The 24,841-nt window shown below is 64.6% G+C and carries 19 protein-coding genes and 1 tRNA gene; 15 read left to right on the top strand and 5 right to left on the bottom strand.

Features of this window, described 5'->3' with window-relative positions; all coding sequences use genetic code 11:
* From IVA80_RS16415 to IVA80_RS16405, 3 genes are all read left to right on the top strand, one after another.
* The gene (locus tag IVA80_RS16415) at positions 1–846 is read left to right on the top strand and encodes a phosphatase PAP2 family protein (protein WP_247431938.1); all 846 of its coding nucleotides are present in this window, start codon (positions 1–3) and stop codon (positions 844–846) included.
* Positions 847–909: 63 nt separating this feature from the next.
* Positions 910–1,644: a glycosyltransferase family 2 protein gene (locus tag IVA80_RS16410; RefSeq protein ID WP_247431935.1), complete on the top strand. Its 735-nt coding sequence runs from the start codon at positions 910–912 to the stop codon at positions 1,642–1,644.
* A complete protein-coding gene (locus tag IVA80_RS16405; RefSeq protein ID WP_247431932.1) occupies positions 1,641–1,979 on the top strand; it encodes a lipid-A-disaccharide synthase N-terminal domain-containing protein in 339 nt (112 codons plus the stop codon). The genes IVA80_RS16410 and IVA80_RS16405 overlap by 4 nt, the downstream gene beginning before the upstream one ends.
* Positions 1,980–2,189: 210 nt before the next feature.
* On the opposite strand, the gene IVA80_RS16400 is transcribed toward IVA80_RS16405, so the two are convergent.
* Together IVA80_RS16400 and metC are read right to left on the bottom strand one after the other, a co-directional pair.
* On the bottom strand, positions 2,190–3,881 hold the full coding sequence (locus IVA80_RS16400; RefSeq protein WP_247431929.1) for a Na/Pi cotransporter family protein: 1,692 nt from the start codon (positions 3,879–3,881) through the stop codon (positions 2,190–2,192).
* 156 nt (positions 3,882–4,037) lie between these two features.
* Complete coding sequence (metC, locus tag IVA80_RS16395; RefSeq protein ID WP_247431926.1) at positions 4,038–5,222, bottom strand: cystathionine beta-lyase; 1,185 nt, start codon at positions 5,220–5,222, stop codon at positions 4,038–4,040.
* A gap of 394 nt (positions 5,223–5,616) precedes the next feature.
* Here metC and IVA80_RS16390 point away from each other — a divergent pair, with 394 nt between their 5' ends.
* Genes IVA80_RS16390 through IVA80_RS16375 form a run of 4 tightly spaced genes read left to right on the top strand, consistent with a single transcriptional unit; the run spans position 5,617 to position 10,124 of the window.
* The gene (locus IVA80_RS16390; RefSeq protein WP_247431923.1) at positions 5,617–6,633 is read left to right on the top strand and encodes an amino acid ABC transporter substrate-binding protein; all 1,017 of its coding nucleotides are present in this window, start codon (positions 5,617–5,619) and stop codon (positions 6,631–6,633) included.
* A gap of 19 nt (positions 6,634–6,652) precedes the next feature.
* A complete protein-coding gene (locus tag IVA80_RS16385; protein WP_247431920.1) occupies positions 6,653–7,858 on the top strand; it encodes an ABC transporter permease subunit in 1,206 nt (401 codons plus the stop codon).
* The gene (locus tag IVA80_RS16380; protein ID WP_247431917.1) at positions 7,855–9,375 is read left to right on the top strand and encodes an amino acid ABC transporter permease; all 1,521 of its coding nucleotides are present in this window, start codon (positions 7,855–7,857) and stop codon (positions 9,373–9,375) included. The genes IVA80_RS16385 and IVA80_RS16380 overlap by 4 nt, the downstream gene beginning before the upstream one ends.
* Positions 9,376–9,386: 11 nt before the next feature.
* Entirely contained in the window at positions 9,387–10,124 is a 738-nt protein-coding gene (locus tag IVA80_RS16375; RefSeq protein WP_247431914.1) for an amino acid ABC transporter ATP-binding protein, read from the top strand.
* A 105-nt stretch (positions 10,125–10,229) separates the two neighbouring features.
* Here IVA80_RS16375 and IVA80_RS16370 read toward each other — a convergent pair whose 3' ends face one another.
* Together IVA80_RS16370 and IVA80_RS16365 are read right to left on the bottom strand one after the other, a co-directional pair.
* Entirely contained in the window at positions 10,230–11,264 is a 1,035-nt protein-coding gene (locus tag IVA80_RS16370; RefSeq protein ID WP_247431912.1) for a cysteine synthase A, read from the bottom strand.
* 98 nt (positions 11,265–11,362) lie between these two features.
* Positions 11,363–12,595, bottom strand: coding sequence for a cyclopropane-fatty-acyl-phospholipid synthase family protein (locus tag IVA80_RS16365; RefSeq protein WP_247431909.1), 1,233 nt, complete (start codon positions 12,593–12,595; stop codon positions 11,363–11,365).
* Positions 12,596–13,063: 468 nt separating this feature from the next.
* Here IVA80_RS16365 and IVA80_RS16360 point away from each other — a divergent pair, with 468 nt between their 5' ends.
* The 7 genes from IVA80_RS16360 to IVA80_RS16330 all read left to right on the top strand — a co-directional run bounded on the left by IVA80_RS16360 (position 13,064) and on the right by IVA80_RS16330 (position 23,457).
* Positions 13,064–14,548, top strand: a complete 1,485-nt coding sequence (locus IVA80_RS16360; protein WP_247431906.1) for an efflux transporter outer membrane subunit — start codon at positions 13,064–13,066, stop codon at positions 14,546–14,548.
* Complete coding sequence (locus IVA80_RS16355) at positions 14,538–15,920, top strand: efflux RND transporter periplasmic adaptor subunit (RefSeq protein ID WP_247431903.1); 1,383 nt, start codon at positions 14,538–14,540, stop codon at positions 15,918–15,920. The genes IVA80_RS16360 and IVA80_RS16355 overlap by 11 nt, the downstream gene beginning before the upstream one ends.
* Positions 15,921–15,956: 36 nt before the next feature.
* Positions 15,957–19,106: an efflux RND transporter permease subunit gene (locus IVA80_RS16350; RefSeq protein ID WP_247431896.1), complete on the top strand. Its 3,150-nt coding sequence runs from the start codon at positions 15,957–15,959 to the stop codon at positions 19,104–19,106.
* Positions 19,106–22,210 carry an efflux RND transporter permease subunit gene (locus IVA80_RS16345; protein ID WP_247431892.1) on the top strand — a complete coding sequence of 1,035 codons (3,105 nt, stop codon included), beginning with the start codon at positions 19,106–19,108 and terminating at the stop codon, positions 22,208–22,210. The genes IVA80_RS16350 and IVA80_RS16345 overlap by 1 nt, the downstream gene beginning before the upstream one ends.
* A 41-nt stretch (positions 22,211–22,251) precedes the next feature.
* On the top strand, positions 22,252–22,995 hold the full coding sequence (locus tag IVA80_RS16340; RefSeq protein ID WP_247431890.1) for a tRNA-uridine aminocarboxypropyltransferase: 744 nt from the start codon (positions 22,252–22,254) through the stop codon (positions 22,993–22,995).
* 40 nt (positions 22,996–23,035) lie between these two features.
* Positions 23,036–23,323 carry a hypothetical protein gene (locus IVA80_RS16335; protein WP_247431887.1) on the top strand — a complete coding sequence of 96 codons (288 nt, stop codon included), beginning with the start codon at positions 23,036–23,038 and terminating at the stop codon, positions 23,321–23,323.
* Positions 23,324–23,383: 60 nt separating this feature from the next.
* Positions 23,384–23,457: transfer RNA gene (locus tag IVA80_RS16330), tRNA-Cys, on the top strand.
* Between the two features lie 413 nt (positions 23,458–23,870).
* Here IVA80_RS16330 and IVA80_RS16325 read toward each other — a convergent pair.
* Positions 23,871–24,062 (bottom strand): hypothetical protein, encoded by a 192-nt coding sequence (locus tag IVA80_RS16325; RefSeq protein ID WP_247431884.1) that lies wholly within the window; start codon positions 24,060–24,062, stop codon positions 23,871–23,873.
* Between the two features lie 275 nt (positions 24,063–24,337).
* Here IVA80_RS16325 and IVA80_RS16320 point away from each other — a divergent pair, with 275 nt between their 5' ends.
* Positions 24,338–24,583 (top strand): hypothetical protein, encoded by a 246-nt coding sequence (locus IVA80_RS16320; RefSeq protein ID WP_247431881.1) that lies wholly within the window; start codon positions 24,338–24,340, stop codon positions 24,581–24,583.
* The last annotated feature ends 258 nt before the right edge of the window (positions 24,584–24,841 follow it).

Here is a 24,841-nt window from a genome sequence, read left to right as displayed (position 1 = left end):
ATGTCGGCGCCAACCGGCATCGCGCCGCGCGCGAGCTATCCTGCGCAATTGCTCGCAGTGTCGGGCCGTGCCCTGGCGCAGCTTGTCCGCACGCCCTCGCATTCGCGCCGCGCCGAAGCCGCGCGAAAACTGGCGCGGCATTCGCTGTGGCTCAGTATGGCGGGCGCGGCGTTGGTCATCGCGCTGATGGTCGCGTTCGATCAGACCGAGATCCAGTTGATGCCGGCGCGAGGCACGCCAAGCCTGTGGTCGATCCGCATCCTCACGGATTTCGGCAAGGACGAGTATGTGCTCTCGGTGCTGGCCGTGGCGCTTGTGGCGGTGGCCCTCGTTGCGGCTGGCATGCATGGCACCCGCCGCACGCTCCTGCTTGGTCTCGGCACCCGGCTGCAATTCCTGTTTCTGTCCGTTGCCGTGCCCGTGCTCGTCGCCGAGATCCTGAAATATCTCATCGGCCGCGGACGTCCGTTCGTCGGCGGCAAGGCCAATCCGTTCAACTTCATACCGTTCGAGGGAACGGGGGCTTATGCCAGCCTGCCGTCGGGACACGCGGTGACGGCGTTCGCATTGGCTTTTGCGGTCTCGGCACTGTGGCCGCGGCTGCGCGTGTTCATATTCACTTACGCAATCGTGATCCTGCTGACGCGGCTGGTGCTGCTCGCGCATCACCCGAGCGATGTCGTTGCCGGTGCCCTGGTCGGCATGGTCGGCGCCATGGCGGTGCGGTACTGGTTCGCGGCCCGAAGGCTGAGCTTCGCCATCCGTGCCGATGGCACCATTGTGGCCCTTCCGGACGCGGTCCCGGGCCGCCTCAAAAGGGTTGCGCGCGGGGCATCCGCCCCATAAAAGCGGCTGCCTGCCGGGCCGCCGGTTCCCGCGGCTGGCCAATTCCAACCACGAGCTTTCGATTTGTCGTCGTCCCAGCGTTCGGTTTCCATCGTCGTTCCCGTGCGCAACGAAGCCGACAACATCGCGCCGCTGATCGCCGAAATCGATGCGGCGCTCGACGGCCGCTGGGCCTATGAGATCATCTACGTCAATGACGGCTCGACGGATGCGACCGGCGAACGGCTCGCTTCCATCATGCAGCAGCGGAACAATCTGCGGCAGCTTCGCCACGCCAAATCGGCCGGCCAGTCGGCGGCGGTGCGCAGCGGCGTGCGCGCGGCGCGCGGCGCGATCGTGGCGACGCTCGACGGCGACGGCCAGAACAATCCGGCGTTCCTGCCGGACCTGATCGCGGCGGTTGAGAAGAGCCCGCGCGTCGGGCTCGCTGCCGGTCAGCGGGTCGGACGCAAGGACACCGGCTTCAAGAAGTTTCAGTCGCGCATCGCCAACGGGGTGCGCGGGTCGATCCTGAACGACGGCACGCGTGACACCGGCTGCGGCCTCAAGGCGTTCCGGCGAGATGTGTTCCTGATGCTGCCCTATTTCGACGGTCTGCATCGCTTCCTGCCGGCGCTGGTGCGCCGGGAGGGTTACGAGATCGCCTATGTCGACGTGATCGACCGGCCGCGCCATTCCGGCGTGTCAAACTATGGTTTCTTCGACCGGCTGTGGATCGGCATCCTGGATCTGGCCGGCGTGTGGTGGCTGATCCGCCGCAAGAAGCCGACACCAGATGTGACTGAGGTGAAGGCATGATCATTCAATACGGTCAGGCGGCGAGCAACTATTTCTACGACGTGTTCGTCGCCAAGTTCGATTTCTGGCTCGCGTTCGGGCTGATCGCGCAATTGTTCTTCACCGCGCGATTCCTGGTGCAATGGATCGCGAGCGAACGCGCCGGCAACAGCGTGGTGCCGATGGCGTTCTGGTTCTGCTCGATGGGCGGCGGTCTGATGACCCTGATTTACGGCGTCGTGAAGCGTGAGCCTGTCATCATCATGGGACAGTTGTTCGCCACCATCATTTATCTTCGCAACATCATGCTGATCTGGAAGAACCACGGCACCGCATCGAAGACGCTGGATCGCTGAGACGGCCGTTCTGAGTTAGGGGCGGCGGTCGGCCCGGCACCTCTCCCCGGCGGAGAGAGGTTGGATTGCGGAGCAATCCGGGTGAGGGGCCGCGGCGTTCGGTGAGACCGTAACCCCTCACCCGGATCGCATCTTCGATGCGATCCGACCTATCCCTTCGGGAGAGGTGAACCCTAGGCTCACATCGATTTAGCCAACGCCTACTGAAGTCTAGCGCGGCAACGCCGAGGTCGCGCCGGAGGCGGGCAGGGTGACCGCATCCGCCTCGGGCCTGCGATAGGGCTCGCCGGCCGCATCCAGCACGGGATAGGCGACCGAGCAGATGTGCGAATGGATGCGGCGCAGATCGCGCAGCACGTCCAGATGCAGCGAGGTGGTTTCGATGGTCTCCGGGCGGCCCTCGCGCAGGCGATCGAGATGGCGCTCGACCGCGGCAAGCTCGGTGTTCCTCAACGTGGTCTTCTCCACAAGCAGCTTGCGCGCTTCGTTGGCATCGCCGGACATGAACACGCCGAAGGCGATCCGCAGCGATTCCATCGTGCGCTTGTGAAAGGCGGCAAGCTCCTCGGCGCCCTCGGCCGAGAACTGGAAGCGGCGCTTGATCTTCTTGGTGGCAAGCTCGCTCAAATTCTTGTCGATGATGTCGCCGATATGCTCGAGGTTGATGGCGAAGGAGATGATCTCCATCGCGCGTCGGCCCTCGCTCTCGTCCAGGCTGCCGCGCGTCAGCTTGGTGACGTAGAGCTTGATGGCCTCGTCGAGGCTATCGACGACATTGTCCATCTTCGAGACCTGGTCGACGAGCGTGCGGTCGCCCGTCATCATCGCCGCCATCACCTTGCGCAGCATGACTTCGACGAGATCGCCCATGCGCAGCGCCTCACGGGCGGCGTCGGCGAGCGCCAGTGACGGCGTCTCAAGCGCGGTCTCGTCGAGATAGCGCGGCCGGGCCGGATCGGTTTCCTGCACGCGATCCGGCAAAAGGCGCGTCAACAGGCGCGACATGGTATCGAGCAGGCCGATGAAGATCACGGCCGTGCCGATGTTGAAGGCGATGTGGAAGGCCGCCGTCATCCTGGCGAGATCGGGCTGCCAGGCGTGCATGTGCTCGGCGATCACGCTCAGGAACGGCAGGACCAGCGCAATCCCGATCACGCGGTTGACGAGATTGCCGAGCGGCAGGCGGTAGCTCGCGGGATCGTCGCGCTTGGCGCCTTCGAACACGGGATTAATGGCGCTGCCGAGATTGGCGCCGAGCACGAGGGCCAGCGCCGCGTAAGGCGTAATGAACTGCGAATAGGCCAGCGACATGATCAGCAGCACGCTGGCGACGCTCGAATGTACCGCCCAGGTCACGAGCGCTGCGATCATGATGCACAGAACTGGATCGCCGGTGACGGCCGACATCACGACGCGGACGCCGGGTGCGTTCTCCGCCGGCGCCAGCGTGTCGAGCAGGATGTGCAGCGAGAGCAGCATCAGGCCGAGGCCGATGAAGACACGGCCGATATCCTTGATGCGCGAGCGCGGCCCCGATCGGAAGGCGACGAGACCGAGCACGAACAGCACCGGCGCGACGGCTGCGATGTTGAACGACAGCACCTGAACGATCAACGTGGTGCCGACATTGGCCCCTAACATGATGGCGAGCGCAGCGGCGAGGCTGACGAGGCCTTCTGCCGCAAATGAGCTGGTGATCAGCGCGGTTGCTGTGCTGCTCTGGAGCAGCGCAGTAAGCCCGAGGCCGGCGGCGAACGCGTTGAACCGGTTACCGAGCGCCTTGCCGAGCAGCCGCCGCAGGTCCGGGCCGAAGGCGCGCAAAATCCCGCTGTGGACCATGTGCAGGCCCCACAACAACAGCGCAACGCCGCCCATCAGATCGAGCAGAACCAACGTTCCCATGCTCCGTGTCCGGATTAGACTCGATTGGTGAAGCTAGCGCCAAATGTCAGCGGATCAAACCCCTTGTTGGCGCATCGGCGTTAACGTTTGCGTCGGCTGCACGTTCCTCGGGGGCGCGATTGCCGCGTCCCGGGGCGTAATGCCTTGTGAGCAGGCTCACATTGCCGCCTTGAGGGCAGCAAAGCCGCGATCCAGATCGGCCTTGAGATCGTCGACGCTTTCGAGCCCGATGTGAAGACGCAGCGTCGGGCCGCCCGGCGCCCACTTCGTCGCGGTGCGATAGCTGTCGCAGTCGAAGGGAATCACGAGACTCTCGAAGCCGCCCCAGGAAAAGCCCATGCCGAACAGCTTGAGCGCGTCGAGCATGGTGTCGACCGCCTTCTGCGGCGCCGGCTTCAATACGATGCTGAACAGGCCCGACGCGCCGGTGAAGTCGCGCTTCCAGATCGCATGGCCCGGATCGGTTTCGAGCGCCGGATGCAGCACGCGCGCGACCTCGGGCCTGGCGGCGAGCCAGCGCGCCATGTCGAGCCCCGAGCGATGATGCTGCGCCAATCGCACCGACAGCGTGCGCAGGCCGCGCAGCGCGAGGAAGACATCGTCAGGGCCGGCGCAGACGCCGAGCAGGCGGATGCCTTCGGCGATCTGCGGCCAGGCCTTGGCGTTGGCCGAGATCGTGCCGAACATGATGTCGGAATGGCCGCCAATATATTTGGTGGCGGCCTGCATGCTGATGTCGACGCCCTGCTCGAGCGAGCGATGATAGAGCGGCGTCGCCCAGGTGTTGTCGTCGATGACGAGCGCGCCGCGGGCATGCGCGACGTCGGCGATGGCGCGGATGTCCGGCATCTCGAACGACTGCGAGCCCGGTGCCTCCACCAGCACCGCGCGGGTGTTGGCCTTGAAGAGCTTGTCGATGCCGGCGCCGATCAGCGGATCGAAATAGGTGGTCTCGATGCCGTAGCGCGCGAGCATGCCGTTGCAGAAATTGCGCGAAGGCCGGTAGACGTTGTCGCATACCAGCAGATGATCGCCGGTCTTCAGCACCGAGAGCAGGGTGGTGGAGATCGCCGACAGGCCCGACGGCACGATGCCGACGCCGGCGCATTGCGGCCCCTCCAGCGCCATCAGCGTCTCCTGGAACGCCCTGGTGGTGGGGCTGCCGTGCCGGCCGTATTGGAACTCACCGCGATGGGCGTGCAGGTCCTCGGCGGTCGGATAGAGCACCGTCGAGCCGTGAAACACCGGCGGATTGACGAACCCCTTCTGCGCCTTGGTGTCGCGGCCGGAGGTCACCAGCCGAGTCTCGGCGTGCTGTTGGGAGGGGTGCGAGGAATCCATGCGTCTGCTTTCAAAACCGGGTTTCCACCGGGCGCGCCGCGCCCGCGGGCTGGCCGAAAGGCCGCTGCCGTTAATAACAGAACACAGAAGACTCCCGTCAACCCCTTGACCCGGCTCGCCAGTCGTTCTGAGATGCGCGGGTGCTATTCAGTCGCCGCATGTTGAGGGGCTGCCGCGACCTTCGATCCATCGTCTGACCGGACCTTGCGCCACGGCCATAATGGCAGGGGCCTGCGGCGGGGATTAAGGTATGGCCTCCCGGGATGGGCGAGTGTTCGGCGAGGGTTTCCAGCATGACTCTTGCAAGGCTAGTCTTGATACGGCTAGCCCCGGCAGAGACGATCCCAAACACAACATTCCTGACCTTGAGACGACTTTGAAAGGCCTTCAGCCCATGAAACGCGTAACCTTGGCTCTCACTCTCGCTCTCGCCGCCGGCCTCTCCGCCCAAGCCGCCGATGCGCAAACGCTCAAGACCATCAAGGACCGGGGCATGCTGTCCTGCGGCGTCAGCCAGGGCCTGCCCGGCTTCTCCTCGCCCGACGACAAGGGCAACTGGACCGGGCTCGACGTCGACCTCTGCCGCGCCATCGCCGGCGCGATCTTCAACGATGCGACCAAGGTCAAGTACGTGCCGCTGTCCGCCAAGGACCGTTTCACGGCGCTGCAATCCGGCGAAATCGATGTGCTGTCGCGCAACACCACCTGGACGATCTCGCGCGACACCTCGCTCGGCGCCAACTTCACCGGCGTGACCTATTATGACGGGCAGGGCTTCATGGTGAAGAAGTCGCTCAAGGTGAATTCGGCGCTCGAGCTCAACAGCGCCTCGGTGTGCGTCCAGACCGGCACCACCACCGAGCAGAATCTGGCCGACTACTTCAAGGCCAACAACATGAAGTACGAGGTGATCGCGTTCGGCACCAATGACGAAACGGTCAAGGCCTATGAAGCCGGGCGCTGCGACGTCTTCACCACCGACCAGTCGGGCCTGTACGCCAACCGCCTGAAGCTTGCCAATCCCAATGACCACATGGTGCTCCCCGAAATCATCTCGAAGGAGCCGCTCGGACCGATGGTGCGCCACGGCGACGACCAGTGGTTCGACATCGTGAAATGGACGCTGTTTGCGCTCATTACCGCCGAAGAGCTCGGCGTGACTTCGAAGAACGTCGATGAAAAAGCGAAAATGGAAAATCCGGAGATGAAGCGCGTGCTCGGCAGCGACGGTAATTTCGGCGAACAACTCGGCCTGACCAAGGACTGGGTGATCCGGATCGTGAAGGCCGTCGGCAATTATGGCGAGGTGTTCGATCGCAACGTCGGGGCGGGCTCGCCGCTCGCCATCAACCGCGGTCTCAACAATCTCTGGAATAAGGGCGGTCTTCAGTACGCGCCGCCGATCCGCTGATCCCGCCTGATCCGCGGCCATGAGCACCGAGGCCCGAAAACCGCCGGCCCAGATCGCGCTGAAGATCAGGCGCATTCTGGGCGGCAAGGCAGGCTGGAACGGCGTCGCCGTCCAGTTTGCCTTCGCGGCGATCCTGGGCTGGATTGGCTATGAGATCGTCTCCAACGCCCGGGCCAACCTCGAAAACCAGCACATTGCCGCCGGCTTCGGTTTCCTCCGGAACAATGCCGGCTTCGACGTCAACCAGACCCTGATCTCCTACACGGGTTCGGACACGTTCCTGCGCGTGTTTGTGGTCGGGCTTTTGAACACGCTCGTGGTCTCGGCGGTGGGCATCGTCTTCGCCACCGTGATCGGCTTCATCGTCGCGCTGTGCCGGCTGTCGCCCAACTGGCTGTTGGCGCGCATCGGCGAGCTCTATGTCGAGATCATCCGCAACCTGCCGCTGCTGTTCCAGATCCTGTTCTGGTACCTGGCGGTGCTCGCGGCCCTGCCAAATCCGCGGCAGAGCATTTCGCTCTTCGGCTTGTCTTTCGTCAGCAATCGCGGGCTGGTCGTTCCGCGCCCGATCGGCGAGAGCGGCTTCGAGGCGTTCCTGGCGGTGCTGGCGTTCGGCATCGTTGCGTCGCTGGCGCTCCGTATCTATGCGCGGCGCGCCCTGTTTGAGCGGGGGCAGATGATCCGCATCTGGCCCTATGTGCTGGGCCTGCTGTTCGGGCTCCCGCTCATCACGATGCTGGTGTTCGGTCCGCCCTTCAGTTTCGAGCTGCCGCAGCTCAAGGGTTTCAATTTCGCCGGCGGCTCGCGGATCATTCCGGAGTTCGTGGCATTGACGCTGGCGCTGTCGACCTATACCGCCGCCTTCATCGCCGAGATCGTGCGCGCCGGTATCCTCTCCGTCCACAGCGGACAGATGGAGGCGGGATCCTCGCTGGGCCTGAGCCGCGCCACCACGCTCCGTCTGATCGTCGTGCCGCAGGCGATGCGCGTGATCGTTCCGCCGCTGACCAACCAGTACCTTAATCTCACCAAGAATTCGTCGCTGGCAGTCGCCATCGGTTATCCTGACCTCGTTTCCGTGTTCGCCGGCACCTCGCTGAGCCAGACCGGACAGGCGATCGAGATCATTGCCTTGACGATGGGCGTCTACCTCCTGATCTCGCTCCTCACGAGCGCCGTCATGAGCGTCTACGGTTGGCGCGTCAGCCGGAGCCTTGGCGCATGAGCGACATCATCTCGTCCGCCTACGTCCGTCAGGACCTGCTCACCGAGCGTCCGGCGCCGGTGAAGACAACGGGCTTCATTGGCCTCGTGCGCACGCGCCTGTTCAATTCGCCGACCAACATCCTGCTGACGATCGTGGGCGCCTTGCTGCTCTGGTTCACCATCGTTCCCTCCGTCAAGTTCCTGATGGTCGATGCGGTCTGGACCGGCCAGGATCGCGCGGCGTGCCTGACCGAGAACGCCGGCTTTACGGTCGGCGCCTGCTGGCCCTACATCCAGGCCAAGCTGCCGCAACTGATCTATGGCTTCTATCCCGAGGCCGAGCGCTGGCGGGTCAACCTCACGCTGATCCTGGCGGCGGCTCTGCTGCTGCCGCTGCTGATTCCGCGGCTGCCGGCGAAGAGCCTCAACGCCGGCGTGTTTTTCTTCGCCTTTCCAGTGGGCGCATTCTTCCTGTTGCACGGCGGCGGCATCACCGGCTTCGGCCTGAGCTGGACGGCCGGCCTGCTGCAATTGTTCGACGACAGCATCATCGGCGCCGGCCAGGCTCTGCTCGGTCTCAGCAAGACCTCGGCCATCGGACCGCTCTTGTGGGTTGTCGGCAATATCGTCGTGCTGGTCGGCACGGCGATCTACTGGCTGATCTTTCCGCTGACCTGGCTGCGTGACCAACTCCAGGGGACGGGCCAGTCGGTCTGGGCCGATTTCGCCACCACGGCCGCGATCGTCTCCCTGATCGCCTTTGTTCTCGGCGGCGGCGTTCGCACCGGCGGGCGGGCTCTGATATCCAGCATCGCCACCTTCGTCGCCATCGCAATCGTGATCAAGCTGATGGGGCTCGATCACGGCGGCCTGCCAGTCGTGGCCACGAATCTGTGGGGCGGGCTTCTGGTGACGTTGGTGGTCTCCGTGACCGGTATCGTCACCTCGCTGCCGATCGGCATCGCACTGGCGCTCGGCCGCCGCTCGACCATTCCGCTGATCCGGATATTCTCGATCGCCTTCATCGAGTTCTGGCGCGGCGTGCCGTTGATCACGGTGCTGTTCTTCGCGACCTACATGCTGCCCCTGTTCCTGCCGGGCAATTTCACGGTTGACGGTCTGGTGCGCGCGCTGATCGGCATTGCGCTGTTCACGGGCGCTTATCAGGCCGAGAACGTCCGCGGCGGGCTGGCTGCAATCCCACGCGGGCAGGGCGAGGCGGCGGCCGCTCTGGGCCTGTCCTGGTGGAAGACGACCTCGCTGATCGTGCTGCCGCAGGCGCTGCGCCACGTCATTCCGAACCTCGTCAACAGCTTCATCTCGCTGTTCAAGGATACTTCGCTGGTCTCGATCGTGGCGCTGTTCGACCTCCTCGGCTCGCTCCGGGCGTCGTTCTCGGATCCGAAATGGTCGACGCCCTCGACCGCGTTCACCGGCTTTGCGTTCGCCGGGATCATCTACTTTATCTTCTGCTTTGGAATGTCGCGCTACTCGCTGTTCGTCGAGCATCGTCTCAACGCCCACCGCCGCAACTGATGGAGCTCACCATGTCCGACCCCATCGTCAAGATTTCCGGCCTCAACAAATGGTACGGCGAGTTTCACGTGCTGCGCGACATTGATCTCGAGGTCCGCAAGGGCGAGCGCATCGTGATCTGCGGCCCCTCGGGCTCCGGCAAGTCGACGCTGATCCGCTGCATCAACGCGCTGGAGGAATTCCAGGAGGGTGAGATCGTCGTCGACGGCATCGAGCTCGGACCGAACCTCAAGCATGTCGACGCGGTGCGGCGCGAAGTCGGCATGGTGTTCCAGAGTTTCAATCTGTTCCCGCATCTGACCGTGCTGGAGAACTGCACGCTGGCGCCGATCTGGGTGCGCAACATCCCCAAGAAGGACGCCGAGCTGAACGCGATGAAATTCCTGGAGCGGGTCAAGATCCCGCACCAGGCCAACAAATTCCCGGGCCAGATGTCCGGCGGCCAGCAGCAGCGCGTCGCGATCGCGCGGGCGCTGACGATGAACCCCAAGGTGATGCTGTTCGACGAGCCGACCTCGGCGCTCGACCCCGAGATGGTCAAGGAAGTGCTCGACACCATGGTCGACCTCGCCGAGGAGGGCATGACCATGCTGGTCGTCACCCACGAAATGGGCTTTGCCCGCGAGGTCGCCAACCGCGTCGTGTTCATGGACGCCGGCCAGATCATCGAGGCCAACACGCCGAACGAATTCTTCGCGAGCCCGCAGCACGCCCGCACGAAGCTGTTCCTGAGCCAGATCTTGCGGTGATCCTGTAAAGTGGGCAAAGGCGCGCTTGCGCCGTGCCCACCATCCTTCCGCGATCGCGACAGTCATGATGGGGCACGCTTTCGCTTTGCCCATCCTACAAGGCAGCTACACGAACGGCGGCTTGATGTTGCTGCGCTTCTCCAGCCATTCCGGCACGGGCAGGTTCTTGGCGCGCATGAAATCCGCGTTGAACAGTTTCGACTGATAGCGGCTGCCGGAATCGCAGAGCACGGTGACGATGGTCTTGCCGGGCCCGAGCTGTTTTGCGAGCCGCATCGCGCCCGCGATGTTGATGCCGGTCGAGCCGCCGAGGCACAGGCCTTCGTGCTGGAGCAGGTCGTAAATCAGCGCCACGGCTTCCTCGTCCGGGATCACGAAGGCGTCGTCGACCTTGGCGCTCTCGACGATCGCGGTGACGCGGCTGAGCCCGATGCCTTCGGTGATGGAGTCGCCGGGCGTCACCTTCGCCTCGCCGTTGCGAAAATATTCGTACATGCCGAAGCCCTGCGGATCGGCGCAGGCGATGCGAATTTCCTTGTTCTTTTCCTTCAGATAGCGGCTGACGCCGGCGAGCGTGCCGCCGGTGCCGACCGAGCAGATGAAGCCGTCAACCTTGCCGCCGGTCTGCTGCCAGATTTCGGGGCCGGTGGATTCATAGTGCGCCTTGGCATTGTCGAGATTGTTCCACTGATCGGCGAACAGCACGCCGTTAGGCTCGCTCTTGCGCAGTTCGTCGGCAAGCCGGCGGCCGACATGCTGGTAGTTGTTCGGGTTGGCGTAGGGCAGGGCCGGGACTTCGATCAGCTCGGCGCCGCACAGTTTCAGAAAGTCCTTCTTCTCCTGGCTCTGCGTCTCCGGGATCACGATCAGCGTGCGGTAGCCGCGCGCGCTCGCCACGACCGCGAGGCCGATGCCGGTGTTGCCGGCGGTCGCTTCCACCACGAGACCGCCGGGTTTGAGCTCGCCACGCTTCTCGGCCTCCAGGATCATCCATTTGCCGGCGCGGTCCTTCACCGACTGGCCCGGATTCATGAACTCGGCCTTGCCGAGGATGGTGCAGCCGGTCAGTTCGGAGGCGCGCTTGAGCTTGATGAGCGGGGTGTTGCCGATGGCTTCGACAACGTCGTTTTTGATGGTCATGTCAGGCAATTACCGGCTGGTTCATAAGGTGGGCGCGACCCTAAAGTAGGGTCGCCGGCCTTACAAGCGACCCCTTGCAAGCCAACCCCCGCAAACTCTTATTGCTGCTTTGCGAAGATGACCTGCCGGACATCGATATTCCCGGACAGGAATCCGGCCTCGCAATAGGACAGGTAATACTCCCATAGCCGCCGGAACTGGTCGTCGAAGCCAAGCGGCACGAGGCCCGGCCAGGCCGTCCGGAAGTTATTCCGCCAAGTGGCCAGCGTCTTGGCATAATCTTGCCCGAAGATGCGCTCGCGGATGACGGGCACACCGAACCTGTCGCCGAGCGACTTGAGCACGGCGGGCGAGGGCAGCATGCCGCCGGGGAAAACATAGCGCTGGATGAAGTCCACCTCGCGCCGGTAGCCTTGGAAGAGCCGGTCCTGGATGGTGATGGCCTGGATGCCGGCAAGTCCGCCGGGCAGCAGCCGGTCCCGGAGCTGTGCGAAATATTTTGGCCAGAACTGCTCGCCGACGGCCTCGATCATCTCGATCGAGACGATGCGGTCGTAGCGGCCGCGTTCGTCGCGATAGTCCCTGAGACGGATCTCGACCTTCTCGGCAAGGCCCGCCTCGTAGATGCGCTTCTGCGCAAAATCGCGCTGCTCGGTCGAGATTGTGAGGCCAACCACGCGCGTGCCGAAGGTCTTTGCGGCAAACTCGGCGAAGCCGCCCCAGCCACAGCCGATCTCGAGCAGTGTCTGGCCTGGTTTCAGGTCGAGCGCCTCGGCGAGCCGGCGGTATTTATTGGTCTGGGCTGCCGCGAGATCGGACGTGCTCTCCTCGAACAGCGCCGAGGAATAGGTCATGCCGGGATCGAGCCAGGCCGAATAGAACGCATTGCCGATGTCGTAATGAGCGTGGATGTTGCGCCGCGCCTGGCGGCGGGTGTTGCGATTGAGCCAGTGCTGCACCACCTGAGTGAGGCGCATCAGCGGCTTGTCACGCAGCATGGCCTGGATCAGATCGTGGTTGACGCAGAACAGGTAGAGGAACTGCGTCAGGTCGGGCGTGTCCCAGTCGCCGGCGAGATAGGCCTCGGCGATTCCAATGTCGCCGCCGTTGATCAGGCGCGAGGCGAAACCGAAATTGTGCACGCGCATGAGCGCATCCGGGCCCGGCTCCTGCCCGCCAAGGCGGATGGTGCGGCCGTCGGGCAGAATGACCTTGAGCGTTCCGCGCCTCAGCCGCGAGCCAAACGCAAGTGCGAGACGAACGATGCGCGGCAGGTCGGCGAGCGCTGTCTCCACATTATCGGGCGTTACCAACAAAATGGCATTCGACATCGGCGGATCCATCAACTCAACGGATACTGTCCGACCGCGAGCCAAGGCGCGCCCAACTCTCCATTTCGCTAGACCCGAGCGCAGCCCACGAGCGGTCAGCACCAATGATATAAATGGTTCCGGCGCCGGTTCCAGTGGAGCACTGGCCGGCTACGGCGGCCCCGGTGCTGGTGTGGCGCCAATACCACATGAAATCTTGGTAAGTTTGAGTGCGCTTCGAAATGTAGTGTAAGTACAAAAACCCCTGCGAGACAGGCGTATTTCGCATTCCCAAGCCTCGGACATCGACCCGTTCAGCTGGCCGTCTCGCAGGTGCGGGACTGTCCCGCAGTTCCGCACCCCGCTAGTATGGATGTCAGGTTCGCAGAAAGCATCACCTTTGAACGAGTTGCCCATAGACCCCGGACTGTCCGGCCGCGAATCGGTTAATCCGTTTGCGCGGTGGCGGCTGGATCTGCCCGGCAGGGGGTGGATGTGATACGGCAAATACCGGCGGTCGCCGTGCGGCGATCTCTTGGTTCTGCGTCCCGGCGGCCGTGCGCGGTGCGCTGGCTTGCGGTGCTGTGCCTTGCCGCGAGTTCGGGAGCCTGCGTCCTGACCCAGGATCTCCCCGATGCCGCGCTCGACGTTCCCACGCAGTACAAATACGCCGGGAAGGGGGATACGCCGCCGTCCCTGGATTGGTGGCGCGGCTTCCGCTCGACGGAGCTGACGCAACTGATGCAGGAGGCGCAGACCGTCAATCTCGACATTGCCGCCGCCGTCTCGCGTATCGTCGAGGCTGACGCGCAGGCGCGGCAGGCCGGTGCGGCGTTGCTGCCGAGCCTGTCCGGCGGCGGATCGGAGACCTATTCGCGCACCTCGGGCTCGAGCGCGTCGGGCCTGTCCATCGGCGGCCGGGAGGTCGTCAACTATTCAGCGTCGCTCAGCGCGAGCTACCAGCTCGATTTCTGGGGCCAGAACCGCGACGCGCTGCGAACGGCGGAGGAAACCGCCAACGCCAGCCGTTTCGATCGCGATGTCGTCGCACTGACCACGCTTGCAGGCGTCGCCAACGCCTATTTCCAGGTGCTGGCCTCGCAGGACCGCCTGAAGACGGCACAGCGCAACATCGCCAGCGCGCAGCGCATCCTTGATGCCATCCGGGAGCGCCGCAAGGCCGGCACCGGCACTGATCTCGACGTCGCGCAGCAGGAAAGCGTGCTCGCCAACCAGAAGGCGCTGGTGCCGCCGCTGCGCCAGACGCTCGACCAGAACGTCAATGCGCTTGCGGTCCTGGTGTCGCGGCCGCCGGAGAGCGTGCGCGTGCTCGGCGGCTCGCTGAACCGGATCGGGATTCCCCGCGTGACGCCCGGCCTGCCGTCGGAGCTGCTGACGCAGCGGCCCGACATCCGCCGGCAGGAAGCGCAACTCGCTTCGGCGACCGCGAATATCGGCAATGCCCGTGCGCAGTTCTTTCCGACCATCCAGCTCACTGGGAATGGCGGCTATCAGAGCTCGGCGCTGGTGTCGCTGTTCCAGCCGCATGCGGCGTTCTTCCAGCTCGTCGGCAGCGCGACGCAGCCGATTTTCGACGGCGGCAGGATCCTCGGCAATTTCGAATATGCCAAGGCGCGGCAGGACGAACTGCTGCAGACCTACCGCAAGACCATCATCCAGTCGTTTGCCGACGTCGACAATGCGCTGTTCTCGATCAAGCAGACCACGATCAAGCTGCAATTGCAGCGTGATGTCCTGGTCGCCTCGCGCCGCGCGTTCGACCTCTCCGAACAGCAATTGCGCGCCGGCACCGCCGACATCGTGACCGTTCTCAACACCCAACTGACCCTGTTCCAGGCGGAAGACGCGCTGTCGCAGGCCCAACTCGCACGGCTTCTTGCAATCGTCAGCCTGTATCAGGCGCTCGGCGGCGGCTGGGAGCCGCGAATGGAGAAACCGGTCAATGCTCTTTAAGCCGGATACGAAGGAAGGCGCGAAAGAAGGGACGGCGAAGAAATCGCGCGGCCGCGGCTTCGTCATGACCCTGATCACGCTCGCGATCCTCGGCGGCCTCGGCTATGTCGGCTGGATTGCGATGCATCAACAGCAGCAGGCGAATAACCGCAACCAGCGGCCTGACCTGCCGGTGCCGGTGCTGGCGGCGGCCCCGCGCATCCAGGACGTGCCTGTTTATCTCGACGGCGTCGGCGCGATCCGGGCGCTCAACACCGTGACCGTGCGCTCGCAGGTCGACGGCAAGCTGATCGCGGTAAACTTTACCGAAGGCCAGGACGTCAAGAAGGGGGACGTCGTCGGTGAGATCGATCCGGCGATCTACCAGGCGGCCTATGACCAGTCTGTCGCCAAGAAGGCGCAGGATCAGGCGCAGCTCGCCAACCAGCGCATTGACCTCACCCGCTACGAGCAGCTCGCCGCTTCGAATGCCGGCTCGAAGCAGCAGGCTGATACACAGCGCGCGCTGGTCGCGCAGACCGAGGCGCTGGTCAAGGCCGACCAGGCCGCGATCGACAATGCGGCGGCGACGCTGAGCTATACGAAGATCGTGGCGCCGATCTCCGGCCGCGCCGGCCTGCGCCAGGTCGACCAGGGCAACATCATTCACGCCTCCGACACGACTGGCCTCGTCGTGATCACGCAATTGCAGCCGATCGCGGTGTGGTTCAGCCTGCCGCAGCAGCAGATCATGCGGGTCAACGCAGCGGCCGCCAAGGGGGTGCTTGCGGTCGACGTGTTCGGCAATGACGGCGTCACCGTGATCGACACCGGCAAGCTGACCGGCATCGACAATCAGGTCGACCAGACCACCGGCACGCTCAAGCTCAAAGCCGAATTCCCCAATGCCAATTACCAGCTCTGGCCGGGCCAGTTCGTCAATGTCCGCCTCAAGGTCGAGACCTTGATGCAGGCGCTGGTGGTTCCGACATCGGCGGTGCAGCGCGGACCGATCGGCACCTTCAGCTATGTCATCGGCGAGGACAATGTCGTCTCGGCCAAGCCGGTCACGGTGACCCAGCAGAACGAGCATGACGCCGTCATTGCGAGCGGGCTGTCGCCGACTGACAAGGTCGTCACGACGGGCTTTGCCAATCTGTCCGACGGCTCCAAAGTGGTCGTCGGCCGCGATGACCAGACGCCGTCGGCCGATCTCGCCCCGCGCAAGCGCTCGCGCGGGCCGGACGCTCAAAAGAAGGAAGGCCAGAAGGACGGACCGGGCAAGGACGGCGAGTTCCGCGCCAAGCGGAGCAGCAGCGAAGGCGACCAGAAGGGACAGACCGGGCCGGCGCCGGGGCCGGGGGCATCGGGAAGTGGAGCCAAACAGCCATGATCCCGACAACAGCCGCCTGAGCGGCAGGCACATCCCATGGGTGTCTCCGAACCCTTCATCCGCCGCCCGATCGCGACCTCGCTGCTCGGCATCGCACTGCTGATCGGTGGGCTGCTGGGCTATTTCGCGCTGCCGGTCTCGGCGCTGCCGCAGGTCGATTTCCCGACCGTGCAGGTGACGACGCAGCTTCCGGGCGCAAGCCCCGACGTGATCGCCTCGCTGATCACGGCGCCGCTGGAGCGGCAGCTCGGCCAGATTCCGTCGCTGTCCGCGATGAACTCGACGAGCTCGTTCGGCGTCAGCCAGATATCGCTTCAGTTCGACCTCAACCGCGACATCGACGGCGCGACCCAGGACGTCCAGGCCGCGATCAACGCGGCGGCCGGCGTGCTGCCCAAGACGCTGCCTTATCCGCCGACCTACGCCAAGGTGAATCCGGCGGACGCACCGGTGATGACGCTGGCGCTGCGCTCCGACACGATCTCGCTGCGGGCGATGAGCGACATCGCCGACACGCTTCTGGCGCAGCGGCTGAGCCAGATTTCCGGCGTCGGGCGCGTCTCCGTGCTCGGCGGGCTGAAGCCGGCCGTGCGCATTCAGGCGGACCTTGCACGGCTAGCGGCCTATGGCATCGCGATGGAGGATCTGCGCGCCGCGATCGCCAACGCAAATGTGTCCGGGCCAAAAGGCTCGCTCGACGGTGCGCAGCAATCCTACATCATCGCCGCCAACGACCAGATTGCGGCCGCCGACGCCTACAGGCCTGTTATCATCGCCTACCGCAACGGCTCGCCGGTCACGATCGCCGACGTCGCGCAGATCGTCGATGGCCTCGAGAACGACCGCACCGGCGGCTGGTATCAGGGCACGCCGGCCGTCATCATCGATATCCAGCGTCAGCCCGGCGCCAACGTCATCGATGTCGTCAGCCAGATCCGGGCGGAAATCCCAAAACTCCAGCGCGCCATTCCGGCCGGCGTGAACCTCACTATCGTCTCCGACCGCACCGTCACCATTCGCGCTTCCGTCCATGACGTGCAGTTCACGCTGATCCTCAGCGTGGTGCTGGTGACGCTGGTGGTGCTGTTGTTCCTGCGCTCGCTGCGGGCCACGCTGATCGCGGGCGTCGCGCTGCCGCTGTCGCTGATCACCAGCTTCGGCATCATGTATTTCGCCGGCTTCAGCCTCGACAATCTGTCACTGATGGCGCTCACCATCGGCACCGGCTTCGTCGTCGACGATGCCATCGTCATGATCGAGAATATCGTCCGCCACATGGAGAACGGCGACAGCGCGATGGAGGCCTCGCTGAAGGGCGCCAGCGAAATCGGCTTCACCGTGATCTCGCTGACGGTGTCGCTGATCGCGGTGTTCATCCCGCTGCTGTTCATGTCCGGCCTTGTCGGGCGCATGTTCCGCGAATTCGCGCTGACGCTGACGATCGCGGTCGTGACCTCGGCCGTGGTCTCGCTGACGCTGACGCCGATGATGTGCTCGCGGCTGCTCAAGCATGCCCATGAGGAGCTGGCGGTGCCGGGCCTCGCCGGCGTCAGCCGCTTCATCGATCGCACCGTCGAATTCTATCACCGGACGCTGCTCTGGGTGCTTGAGCGCCAGCGCGCCACACTGCTTGTGACGTTCGCCACGCTGGTTGCGACCCTCGTTCTCTACGTCGTCGCGCCAAAAGGCTTCCTGCCGCTCCAGGACACAGCCTCGATTACGGCAGTGACGGAAGCGGGGCCCGACGTGTCGTTTGCGGAAATGCAGAAGCGGCAGGCCGGGGTTGCCGACGCCATCAAGGCCGATTCCGATGTGGTCAGCGTCGTCTCCGTGATCGGCGCGGGCTCGGTCAACCCGACCACCAATGTCGGGCGCCTGGTCATGACCTTGAGGCCGCGCGGCGAGCGGCGCGATGATGTCAGCGCGGTGGTGATCCGGCTGAAGGAGAGGGTGGCCGGCATTCCCGGCATGACCGTCTATTTCCAGCCGGTGCAGGACGTGCAGATATCGACCCAGTCGAGCCGCTCGCAATACCAGTACACGCTGACCGGGACCGACGCGACGCTGGTGTCGGAATGGGCCCGCAAGCTCGTTGCCGAGATGCGGCACGACCCGCTGTTCCGCGACGTCTCCTCGGAGGCGCAGGAGGGCGGCTTGCGGGCGCAGCTCGACGTGGATCGGACACGAGCCGGACAGCTCGGCGTCAGCCTGCAGGGCATCACCGACACGCTCAACGACGCGTTCGCGCAGCGGCAGATCTCGACCATCTACGGCCAGGCCAACCAGTACCGCGTGGTGCTGGAGGCGCTGCCGATGTACCAGCGCGATCCCTCGATCCTGTCGAAACTCTATCTGCCGGGCGCCGCGAGCAGCATCCTGGGGGCGCCCAACGCCCAGGTCCCGCTCTCCGCAGTGGCGACGCTGAAGCGCACCACCGCGCCGCTCGCGATCTCGCACCAGGCGCAATTCCCGGCGATCTCGCTCAGCTTCAACCTCGCCCCGGGCGCGGCGCTCGGCGATGCCGTCGAAGCGGTCAAGACGATCGAGACCCGGATCGAGATGCCCAACAGCATCGTCGGCGTCTATGCCGGCGATGCCGCTGAATTCGCCAAGGCGCTCGCCGGCCAGCCCTGGCTGCTGCTCGCTGCCGTGATCACGATCTACATCGTGCTGGGCGTGCTCTATGAGAGCTACATTCACCCGATCACCATCTTGTCGACGCTACCCTCGGCCGGCGTCGGCGCCATCCTGGCGCTGATGCTGTGTGGGCAGGACCTCTCGGTCATCGGCCTGATCGGCATCATCCTCTTGATGGGCATCGTCAAGAAGAACGCGATCATGATGATCGACTTCGCGCTGGAGGCCGAGCGCCGGCAGGGGATGTCGCCAAACGAGGCGATCGTGCAGGCCTGCCTCTTGCGCTTCCGCCCGATCATGATGACGACGCTGGCAGCATTGTTCGGCGCGCTGCCGCTCGCGATCGAGAGCGGCACCGGCGCCGAGCTGCGCTTTCCGCTCGGCATCTCCATCATCGGCGGCCTGCTGCTCAGCCAGTTGCTGACGCTCTACACCACGCCCGTGATCTACCTTGCGCTCGACCGCATCAATCGCCGCCTCGAGCAGGCGGTGCCGCCGGCGGAATCCGGCGGCCCGCCGGTCGCGGGCGCGACCGAGGGGATGCAGTGATGGCATCGATCTCGGAGCCCTTCATCCGCCGCCCGGTCGCGACCACGCTGCTGTCGATCGGATTGTTCCTGCTGGGTGTCGTCGCCTACGAGTTCCTTCCCGTCGCCTCGGTCCCGAACGTTGATTTTCCCGCCATCTTCGTCTCGGCCAGCCGGCCGGGCGCCGACCCGTCCGTGATGGCGGCGACGGTGGCCTCGCCATTGGAGCGTCGGCTCGGCGAGATCGCGGGCATCAACCAGATCACCTCGACCTCGTCGCTCGGCACGACCAACATCCAGCTCCAATTCGATATCGGCCGCAACATCGACAAGGCCGCGCGCGACGTGCAGGCGGCGATCAACGCATCGCTGGTCGATCTGCCGAGCGACCTGCCGACACTGCCGCGCTTCCGCAAGGCGAACACGGCCGGCGCCCCCGTTTTCGTGCTGGCGCTGACCTCGAGGACGCTGTCGGCCAGCGCGATCTACGACGTCGCCGATACGGTGCTCGCGCAGCGCATCTCGCAGGTGCCGGGTGTCGGTGACGTGACGGTCAGCGGCGCCGATCAGCCGGCGGTGCGAGTGCAGATCAACCCCGTCGCACTGTCCAACGCCGGCATCGCCACCGACGACGTGCGAACTGCGATCATCAACGCCAACCCGCTCGGTCCCGTCGGTATCTTCAACGGCGAGCGCCAGAGCGAGACGCTCTCCCTCAACAAGCAGATGCGCACCGCGAAAGAGTTCCGCGACATCGTCATCAAGAGCTCGAACGGCAATTTCGTCCGGCTCTCCGACGTGGCCGACATCGAGGACTCCGTCCGCAATGCCCGCTCAATAGCCTGGTTCAACAAGCAGCCGGCGGTGCTGATCCAGATCACCAAGCAGGGCGACGCCAACGTCATCGACACCGTCGACCGGGTGAAGGCGCTGATCCCGGCGCTGAAGCAATGGATCCCGGCCGGCGTCGACATTTCCACCCTGGTCGACCGCACCAGCACGATCCGCGCCAGCGTGCTCGACATGCAGTGGACGCTGCTAGCGACCGCCGTTCTCGTGATGGTCGTGGTCTTCGTGTTCCTGCGGCGGCTCATTCCGACGATTGCCGCCGGCATCTCCGTGCCGCTGGCGCTGGCCGGCACCTGCGCCGGGATGTGGGTCGCGGGCTTCTCGATCGACAATCTGTCGCTGATGGCGCTCGCCATCTCCGTCGGCTTCGTGGTCGACGACGCCATTGTCATGATTGAGAACATGTACCGCAATCTCGAGCACGGCATGCGGCCGCTCCAGGCCGCCCTGGAAGGGGCTCGGCAGATCGGTTTCACCGTGGTCTCGATCAGCCTGTCGCTGATCGCGGCCTTCACGCCGCTGATCTTCATGGACGGCATCGTCGGCCGTCTCTTGCGCGAGTTCTCGCTGACGTTGACCTTCGCAATCGTAGTGTCGACGCTGGTGTCGCTGACGGTCACGCCGATGATCTGCGCTCACTATATCCGGCAGACCACCTCGGGGACTGCGACGCTGTTCGATCGCGTCATAGAAGGTTCGCTCTCGCGCATCGTTGCGTTCTATGCCCGGACCTTGCGCAACGCGCTGGATTTTCCTCTGCTGACGCTGCTGGTGTTCTTCGCCACCATCGCCCTGACGGTCACTCTCTACATCAAGGTGCCCAAGGGCTATTTCCCGACTGACGATTCCGGCTTAATCATCGGCGCGACGCGCGCCTCGGCCGACATCTCGTTCCAGTCCATGCTCGGCCTCCAGCAGCGGCTCGCCGATATCGTGATGCAGGATCCGGCCGTGGCCGGCATCGGTTCCACCGTGGGCAGCGGAGGCGGGCCGGGCGGAGCGACCTCGAACCGCGGCACCATGTTCATCAGCCTGAAGCCGCCGGAGGAGCGCGACCACGTCTCGACGGAGGTCGTGATCGACCGTCTCAGGCGCGCTTTGTACCCGGTGCCCGGCATCCGCCTTTTCATGTTCGCCGCCCAGGACGTCCGCGCCGGCGGACGGCAGAGCGATTCCGACTACCAGTACACGCTGACCAGCACCGATCTCGCCCTGCTCCAGAAGTGGGCGCCGATCGTGGCCAAGCGCATGGAGAGCGTCGAGGGAATCACCGATGTTTCCAGCAACCGCGATCCCGGCGGACTTCAGCTCACGCTCTCGATCGACCGCCAGAGGGCCTCGGCACTCGGCGTCAAGGTCCAGGACATCGACAACGCGCTGAACAATGCGTTCTCGCAGCGGCAGATATCGATCATTTACACCCAGCGCAACCAGTACATGACCGTGCTGGAGATCGACCCGAAATTCCAGGTCGACCCGTCCAACCTTGAGCGCATCTATGTCGCCGGTGCGGGTGACGCGCAGGTGCCACTCTCAGCCGTGGTGCATGCGACGCGCGGGCTCGCCGCACTGGCGGTCTATCATTCGCAGGCATTTCCCTCGACCACAGTGTCGTTCAACCTGTTGCCGGACGTGCCGCTCCAGGCCGCCACCCAGAACGTCCAGCGCGCGGTCGAGGAGCTGCATATGCCGGAAAGCATCCGCGGCAGCTTCGACGGCAATGCCGGCGATTTCGCCAGGACCAGCGGCCGCCAGCCGCTGCTCATCCTCGGCGCACTGGTGGCGATGTATATCGTGCTCGGCGTGCTCTATGAGAGCCTCGCCCATCCGCTGACGATCATCTCGACGCTGCCCTCGGCCGGGCTCGGCGCGCTACTCGCGCTTCAGCTTACTAATACGCCGCTGACTGTGATTGCCTTCGTCGGCATCATCCTGTTGATCGGCATCGTCAAGAAGAACGGCATCATGATGGTGGACTTCGCGCTCGACGCCGAGCGCCAGCGCGGCCTGTCCTCGGCGGAGGCGATCTTCGAGGCCTGCCAGGCGCGCTTCCGTCCCATCCTGATGACGACCATGGCGGCGCTGTTCGCCGGCATTCCGCTGGTGGTCGCGACCGGCCCCGGCACGGAACTCCGGCGTCCACTCGGCATCACCATCATCGGCGGCCTGTTCGTCTCGCAGATCCTGACGCTCTACACGACACCGGTGATTTACCTGCTGATCGACCGCCTGCGTCGCCGTTCCGAGCCGCGCCAGCTGGCCGAGCCGGCTGAATAGGCGGGTTGTTGCAGCGCCGCTTCAAGCGTATAGCCGCGACCATGTCGAACCCAGCAGAGACGGCCGCCGTAGCGCCCGAGCCGATCCCCGAATGCCCGCACTGCCAGAAGCCGATGCCGCTGTGCATCTGCGACACCGTCACGCCGATCGAAAAGAGCCGGCTTGGGCTCCTGATCCTCCAGCATCCGCAGGAACAGGACAGGGCGCTCGGCACTGCGCAGCTGCTTGCGAAGCATTTCGCCAATGCCACGGTGCGGGTCGGCCTGTCCTGGCCGAGCCTGTCCAAGGCACTGGGCCGGCCGGTCGAAAACGCCGCGCGCTGGGCCGTGCTCTATCTCGGTTCGGCGCGTGCGGCCGATCTCGAAGCCGAGGGCGAGATCGTGGCACTCACCCGCAAGGGCGAGGTTGCGGAGAACCAGCGCGCCATCCTGGGCAAGCTCGAAGGCGTGGTGCTGCTCGACGGCACCTGGAGCCAGGCCAAGGCGCTGTGGTGGCGCAATCCCTGGATGCTGAAATGCCAGCGCGTCATCCTCAACCCGGCGCACCCCTCGCGCTACGGGCGCCTGCGCAAGGAGCCGCGCAAGGACGGGCTGTCGACCATCGAGGCCGCCGCGACGATCCTGTCCGGACTGGAGAAGCGTCCTGATATCGCAGACACACTGCACGCCAGTTTTGAACGGCTGTTAACACGCTACCGCGAGGTCCAGGCCGAAATGCCCGATCTGGCTCCGAAGCCGCCGGTGAAGGACCGCCGGCGCGGGGTCCGGCGCGGCAAACGAGTCTGACTTCGGGCCATTTCATCCCTACGGTTGATTGCCCGGCATGATGCTGCGCCTGATCTTCGCGATCGCAACCGCCGTCGAGGGCGAGATCGTGCTGCTCGACGAATGGATCGGCGTCGGTGACCAGCAGTTCCGGAAAAAGGCCCGGCAGCGGCTCGACGAGATCGTCGCCCGTGCCGGCATTCTGGTACTGGCCTCGCACGACATCGATCTGATCAAGAGCACCTGCAACCGCGCGATCCTGCTGGAGGAGGGACGGATCACCGCGGCCGGCGCGACTGAGGAAATTCTCGGCCGTTATCTTGCTGGCGCGGCCGAGGCGAAGGCGTAGCGCGGCCCTGGTCGGGGTTGCCTAAATCCTCGATCCCCTATATTGCTCCGCCCTCGTTGGGGCCACGTGGCGGAGTGGTTACGCGCCGGTCTGCAAAACCGTTTACTCGGGTTCGAGTCCCGACGTGGCCTCCATCTCAAGGCTTTGATCCCTCAGCACAAATTGAATGTGGCGCCGGTTCCAGCGCGGCTGCGCGAGGACACACTGCGCACCGCGCACAGTGTTTGCCCCGGGCTTGCCGGAAACCCGCCATTCAGTCCGCTGGCATAGAGTTCGCATCAGCGAAGTGATGCATTCCCCAACGATCGAGCGCTGGAGAGCACGTGAGCGAAATCGTGCGACTTATCCCTAAATCTGAGCTGGAGCGGGCTCGCCTCATTCGCGAAGGCCCGTGCGATCTATGACAGCATCTTTCCGCCGTCCGCACCCGACCGGGCGCCGCAGGACGGCGAGGAGCGCGTCAAGATGTGATCGTGGTCGGGGGCCGGTCCTGCGCATGGCTTAGGCGCCCCGGGGCGGGCGCATCCATTCGCAGGTGAAATTGGCGTTAGCAGGCCGCGTACCAGCCGTCCGGAAACGGCAGGAGGGGCCAGGCGCCCTCATTGTCGTTGGCGGCCTTGGGCGTTGCGGCGTACGACCACGAGCGGGGCACGAATTCCTCCTCCGACACGGGCGCCGAGTCATGGACCACGGCATCCCGGACGACATCCAGCAGCAAGTTGAATTCGGCTTCGCTCATCGCACCCTCCGGAACGCGGATGGCGCAATGTCTCAAAGCCGGTTTGCTTCCCGATTGAGCCGATCGTTCGCATTTTAACGATCAGGCGCGATCAGGTTCCGATTGGTTAGCGATTTCTGAAAAATCTTCGCCAAAATCTAGGCGCCTCCGGCGCGCCGGCAGTGTGAAGGAGATCACATTCTCAGCAGGTTATTTCTCCTACCTCTTCGCACCATACCGGCCGGCGTGGACCGGGCGGGCAGGGCAGAACGGGAGACTGTCCTGAAGGCGAGTTCTTGCGGTTTGCAGGTGTGAAGAGCCGGGCGCGCCGGGCCTCGACGGTCGGGCTGTTCCTGACACTGTTTGCCTCCGCCGCCCATGCACAGGGAACACAGGAGCAGCGCCGGGCCTGCACGCCGGACGTCTACCGGCTCTGCGCCGGCGAAATCCCCAACGTCCGTGCCATCACGGCGTGCCTGCGCCGCAATCGCGCCAGCCTGAGCGAAACCTGCCGCAGCGTGTTCGATCAGGCCGGCGGCTGATGAGCCCGGCCCTGTGGATTTGTGCGCAGCAAGTGGTCGCGCGGGCTCGCGAATCCGGCATGGTCGGCCTGTGGATATGCTGCGGACAGGCTGTGAAAAGGCGGCGATCTGATTCGGACGTCGGCCGCAGATACGTTCTTGGGGCGTCATATCTCTGTCAAATTTATTCACCGAATGATTCTCTGATCATGCAGACTGCTGCGTAGCACGAGATCATTTGGTTCTTCCGAATTCGGAGTTGCGTGCCGCAGCGTCCCT

The sequence above is a fragment of the Bradyrhizobium sp. 139 genome, from assembly GCF_023074175.1.
Taxonomy (GTDB): Bacteria; Pseudomonadota; Alphaproteobacteria; order Rhizobiales; family Xanthobacteraceae; genus Bradyrhizobium.
Note: the sequence above shows the minus strand (reverse complement) of the source record. Positions and strands in the feature narration are given on the sequence as shown.

Bases quoted from the DNA above. Each gene is read 5' to 3' on its own strand.
- IVA80_RS16415 (WP_247431938.1), top strand. From the start codon at position 1: ATGTCGGCGCCAACCGGCATCGCGCCGCGCGCGAGCTATCCTGCGCAA.
- IVA80_RS16405 (WP_247431932.1), top strand. From the start codon at position 1,641: ATGATCATTCAATACGGTCAGGCGGCGAGCAACTATTTCTACGACGTG.
- IVA80_RS16400 (WP_247431929.1), bottom strand. From the start codon at position 3,881: ATGGGAACGTTGGTTCTGCTCGATCTGATGGGCGGCGTTGCGCTGTTG.
- metC (WP_247431926.1), bottom strand. From the start codon at position 5,222: ATGGATTCCTCGCACCCCTCCCAACAGCACGCCGAGACTCGGCTGGTG.
- IVA80_RS16390 (WP_247431923.1), top strand. From the start codon at position 5,617: ATGAAACGCGTAACCTTGGCTCTCACTCTCGCTCTCGCCGCCGGCCTC.
- IVA80_RS16385 (WP_247431920.1), top strand. From the start codon at position 6,653: ATGAGCACCGAGGCCCGAAAACCGCCGGCCCAGATCGCGCTGAAGATC.
- IVA80_RS16380 (WP_247431917.1), top strand. From the start codon at position 7,855: ATGAGCGACATCATCTCGTCCGCCTACGTCCGTCAGGACCTGCTCACC.
- IVA80_RS16375 (WP_247431914.1), top strand. From the start codon at position 9,387: ATGTCCGACCCCATCGTCAAGATTTCCGGCCTCAACAAATGGTACGGC.
- IVA80_RS16370 (WP_247431912.1), bottom strand. From the start codon at position 11,264: ATGACCATCAAAAACGACGTTGTCGAAGCCATCGGCAACACCCCGCTC.
- IVA80_RS16365 (WP_247431909.1), bottom strand. From the start codon at position 12,595: ATGTCGAATGCCATTTTGTTGGTAACGCCCGATAATGTGGAGACAGCG.
- IVA80_RS16355 (WP_247431903.1), top strand. From the start codon at position 14,538: ATGCTCTTTAAGCCGGATACGAAGGAAGGCGCGAAAGAAGGGACGGCG.
- IVA80_RS16350 (WP_247431896.1), top strand. From the start codon at position 15,957: ATGGGTGTCTCCGAACCCTTCATCCGCCGCCCGATCGCGACCTCGCTG.
- IVA80_RS16345 (WP_247431892.1), top strand. From the start codon at position 19,106: ATGGCATCGATCTCGGAGCCCTTCATCCGCCGCCCGGTCGCGACCACG.
- IVA80_RS16340 (WP_247431890.1), top strand. From the start codon at position 22,252: ATGTCGAACCCAGCAGAGACGGCCGCCGTAGCGCCCGAGCCGATCCCC.
- IVA80_RS16335 (WP_247431887.1), top strand. From the start codon at position 23,036: ATGCTGCGCCTGATCTTCGCGATCGCAACCGCCGTCGAGGGCGAGATC.
- IVA80_RS16325 (WP_247431884.1), bottom strand. From the start codon at position 24,062: ATGAGCGAAGCCGAATTCAACTTGCTGCTGGATGTCGTCCGGGATGCC.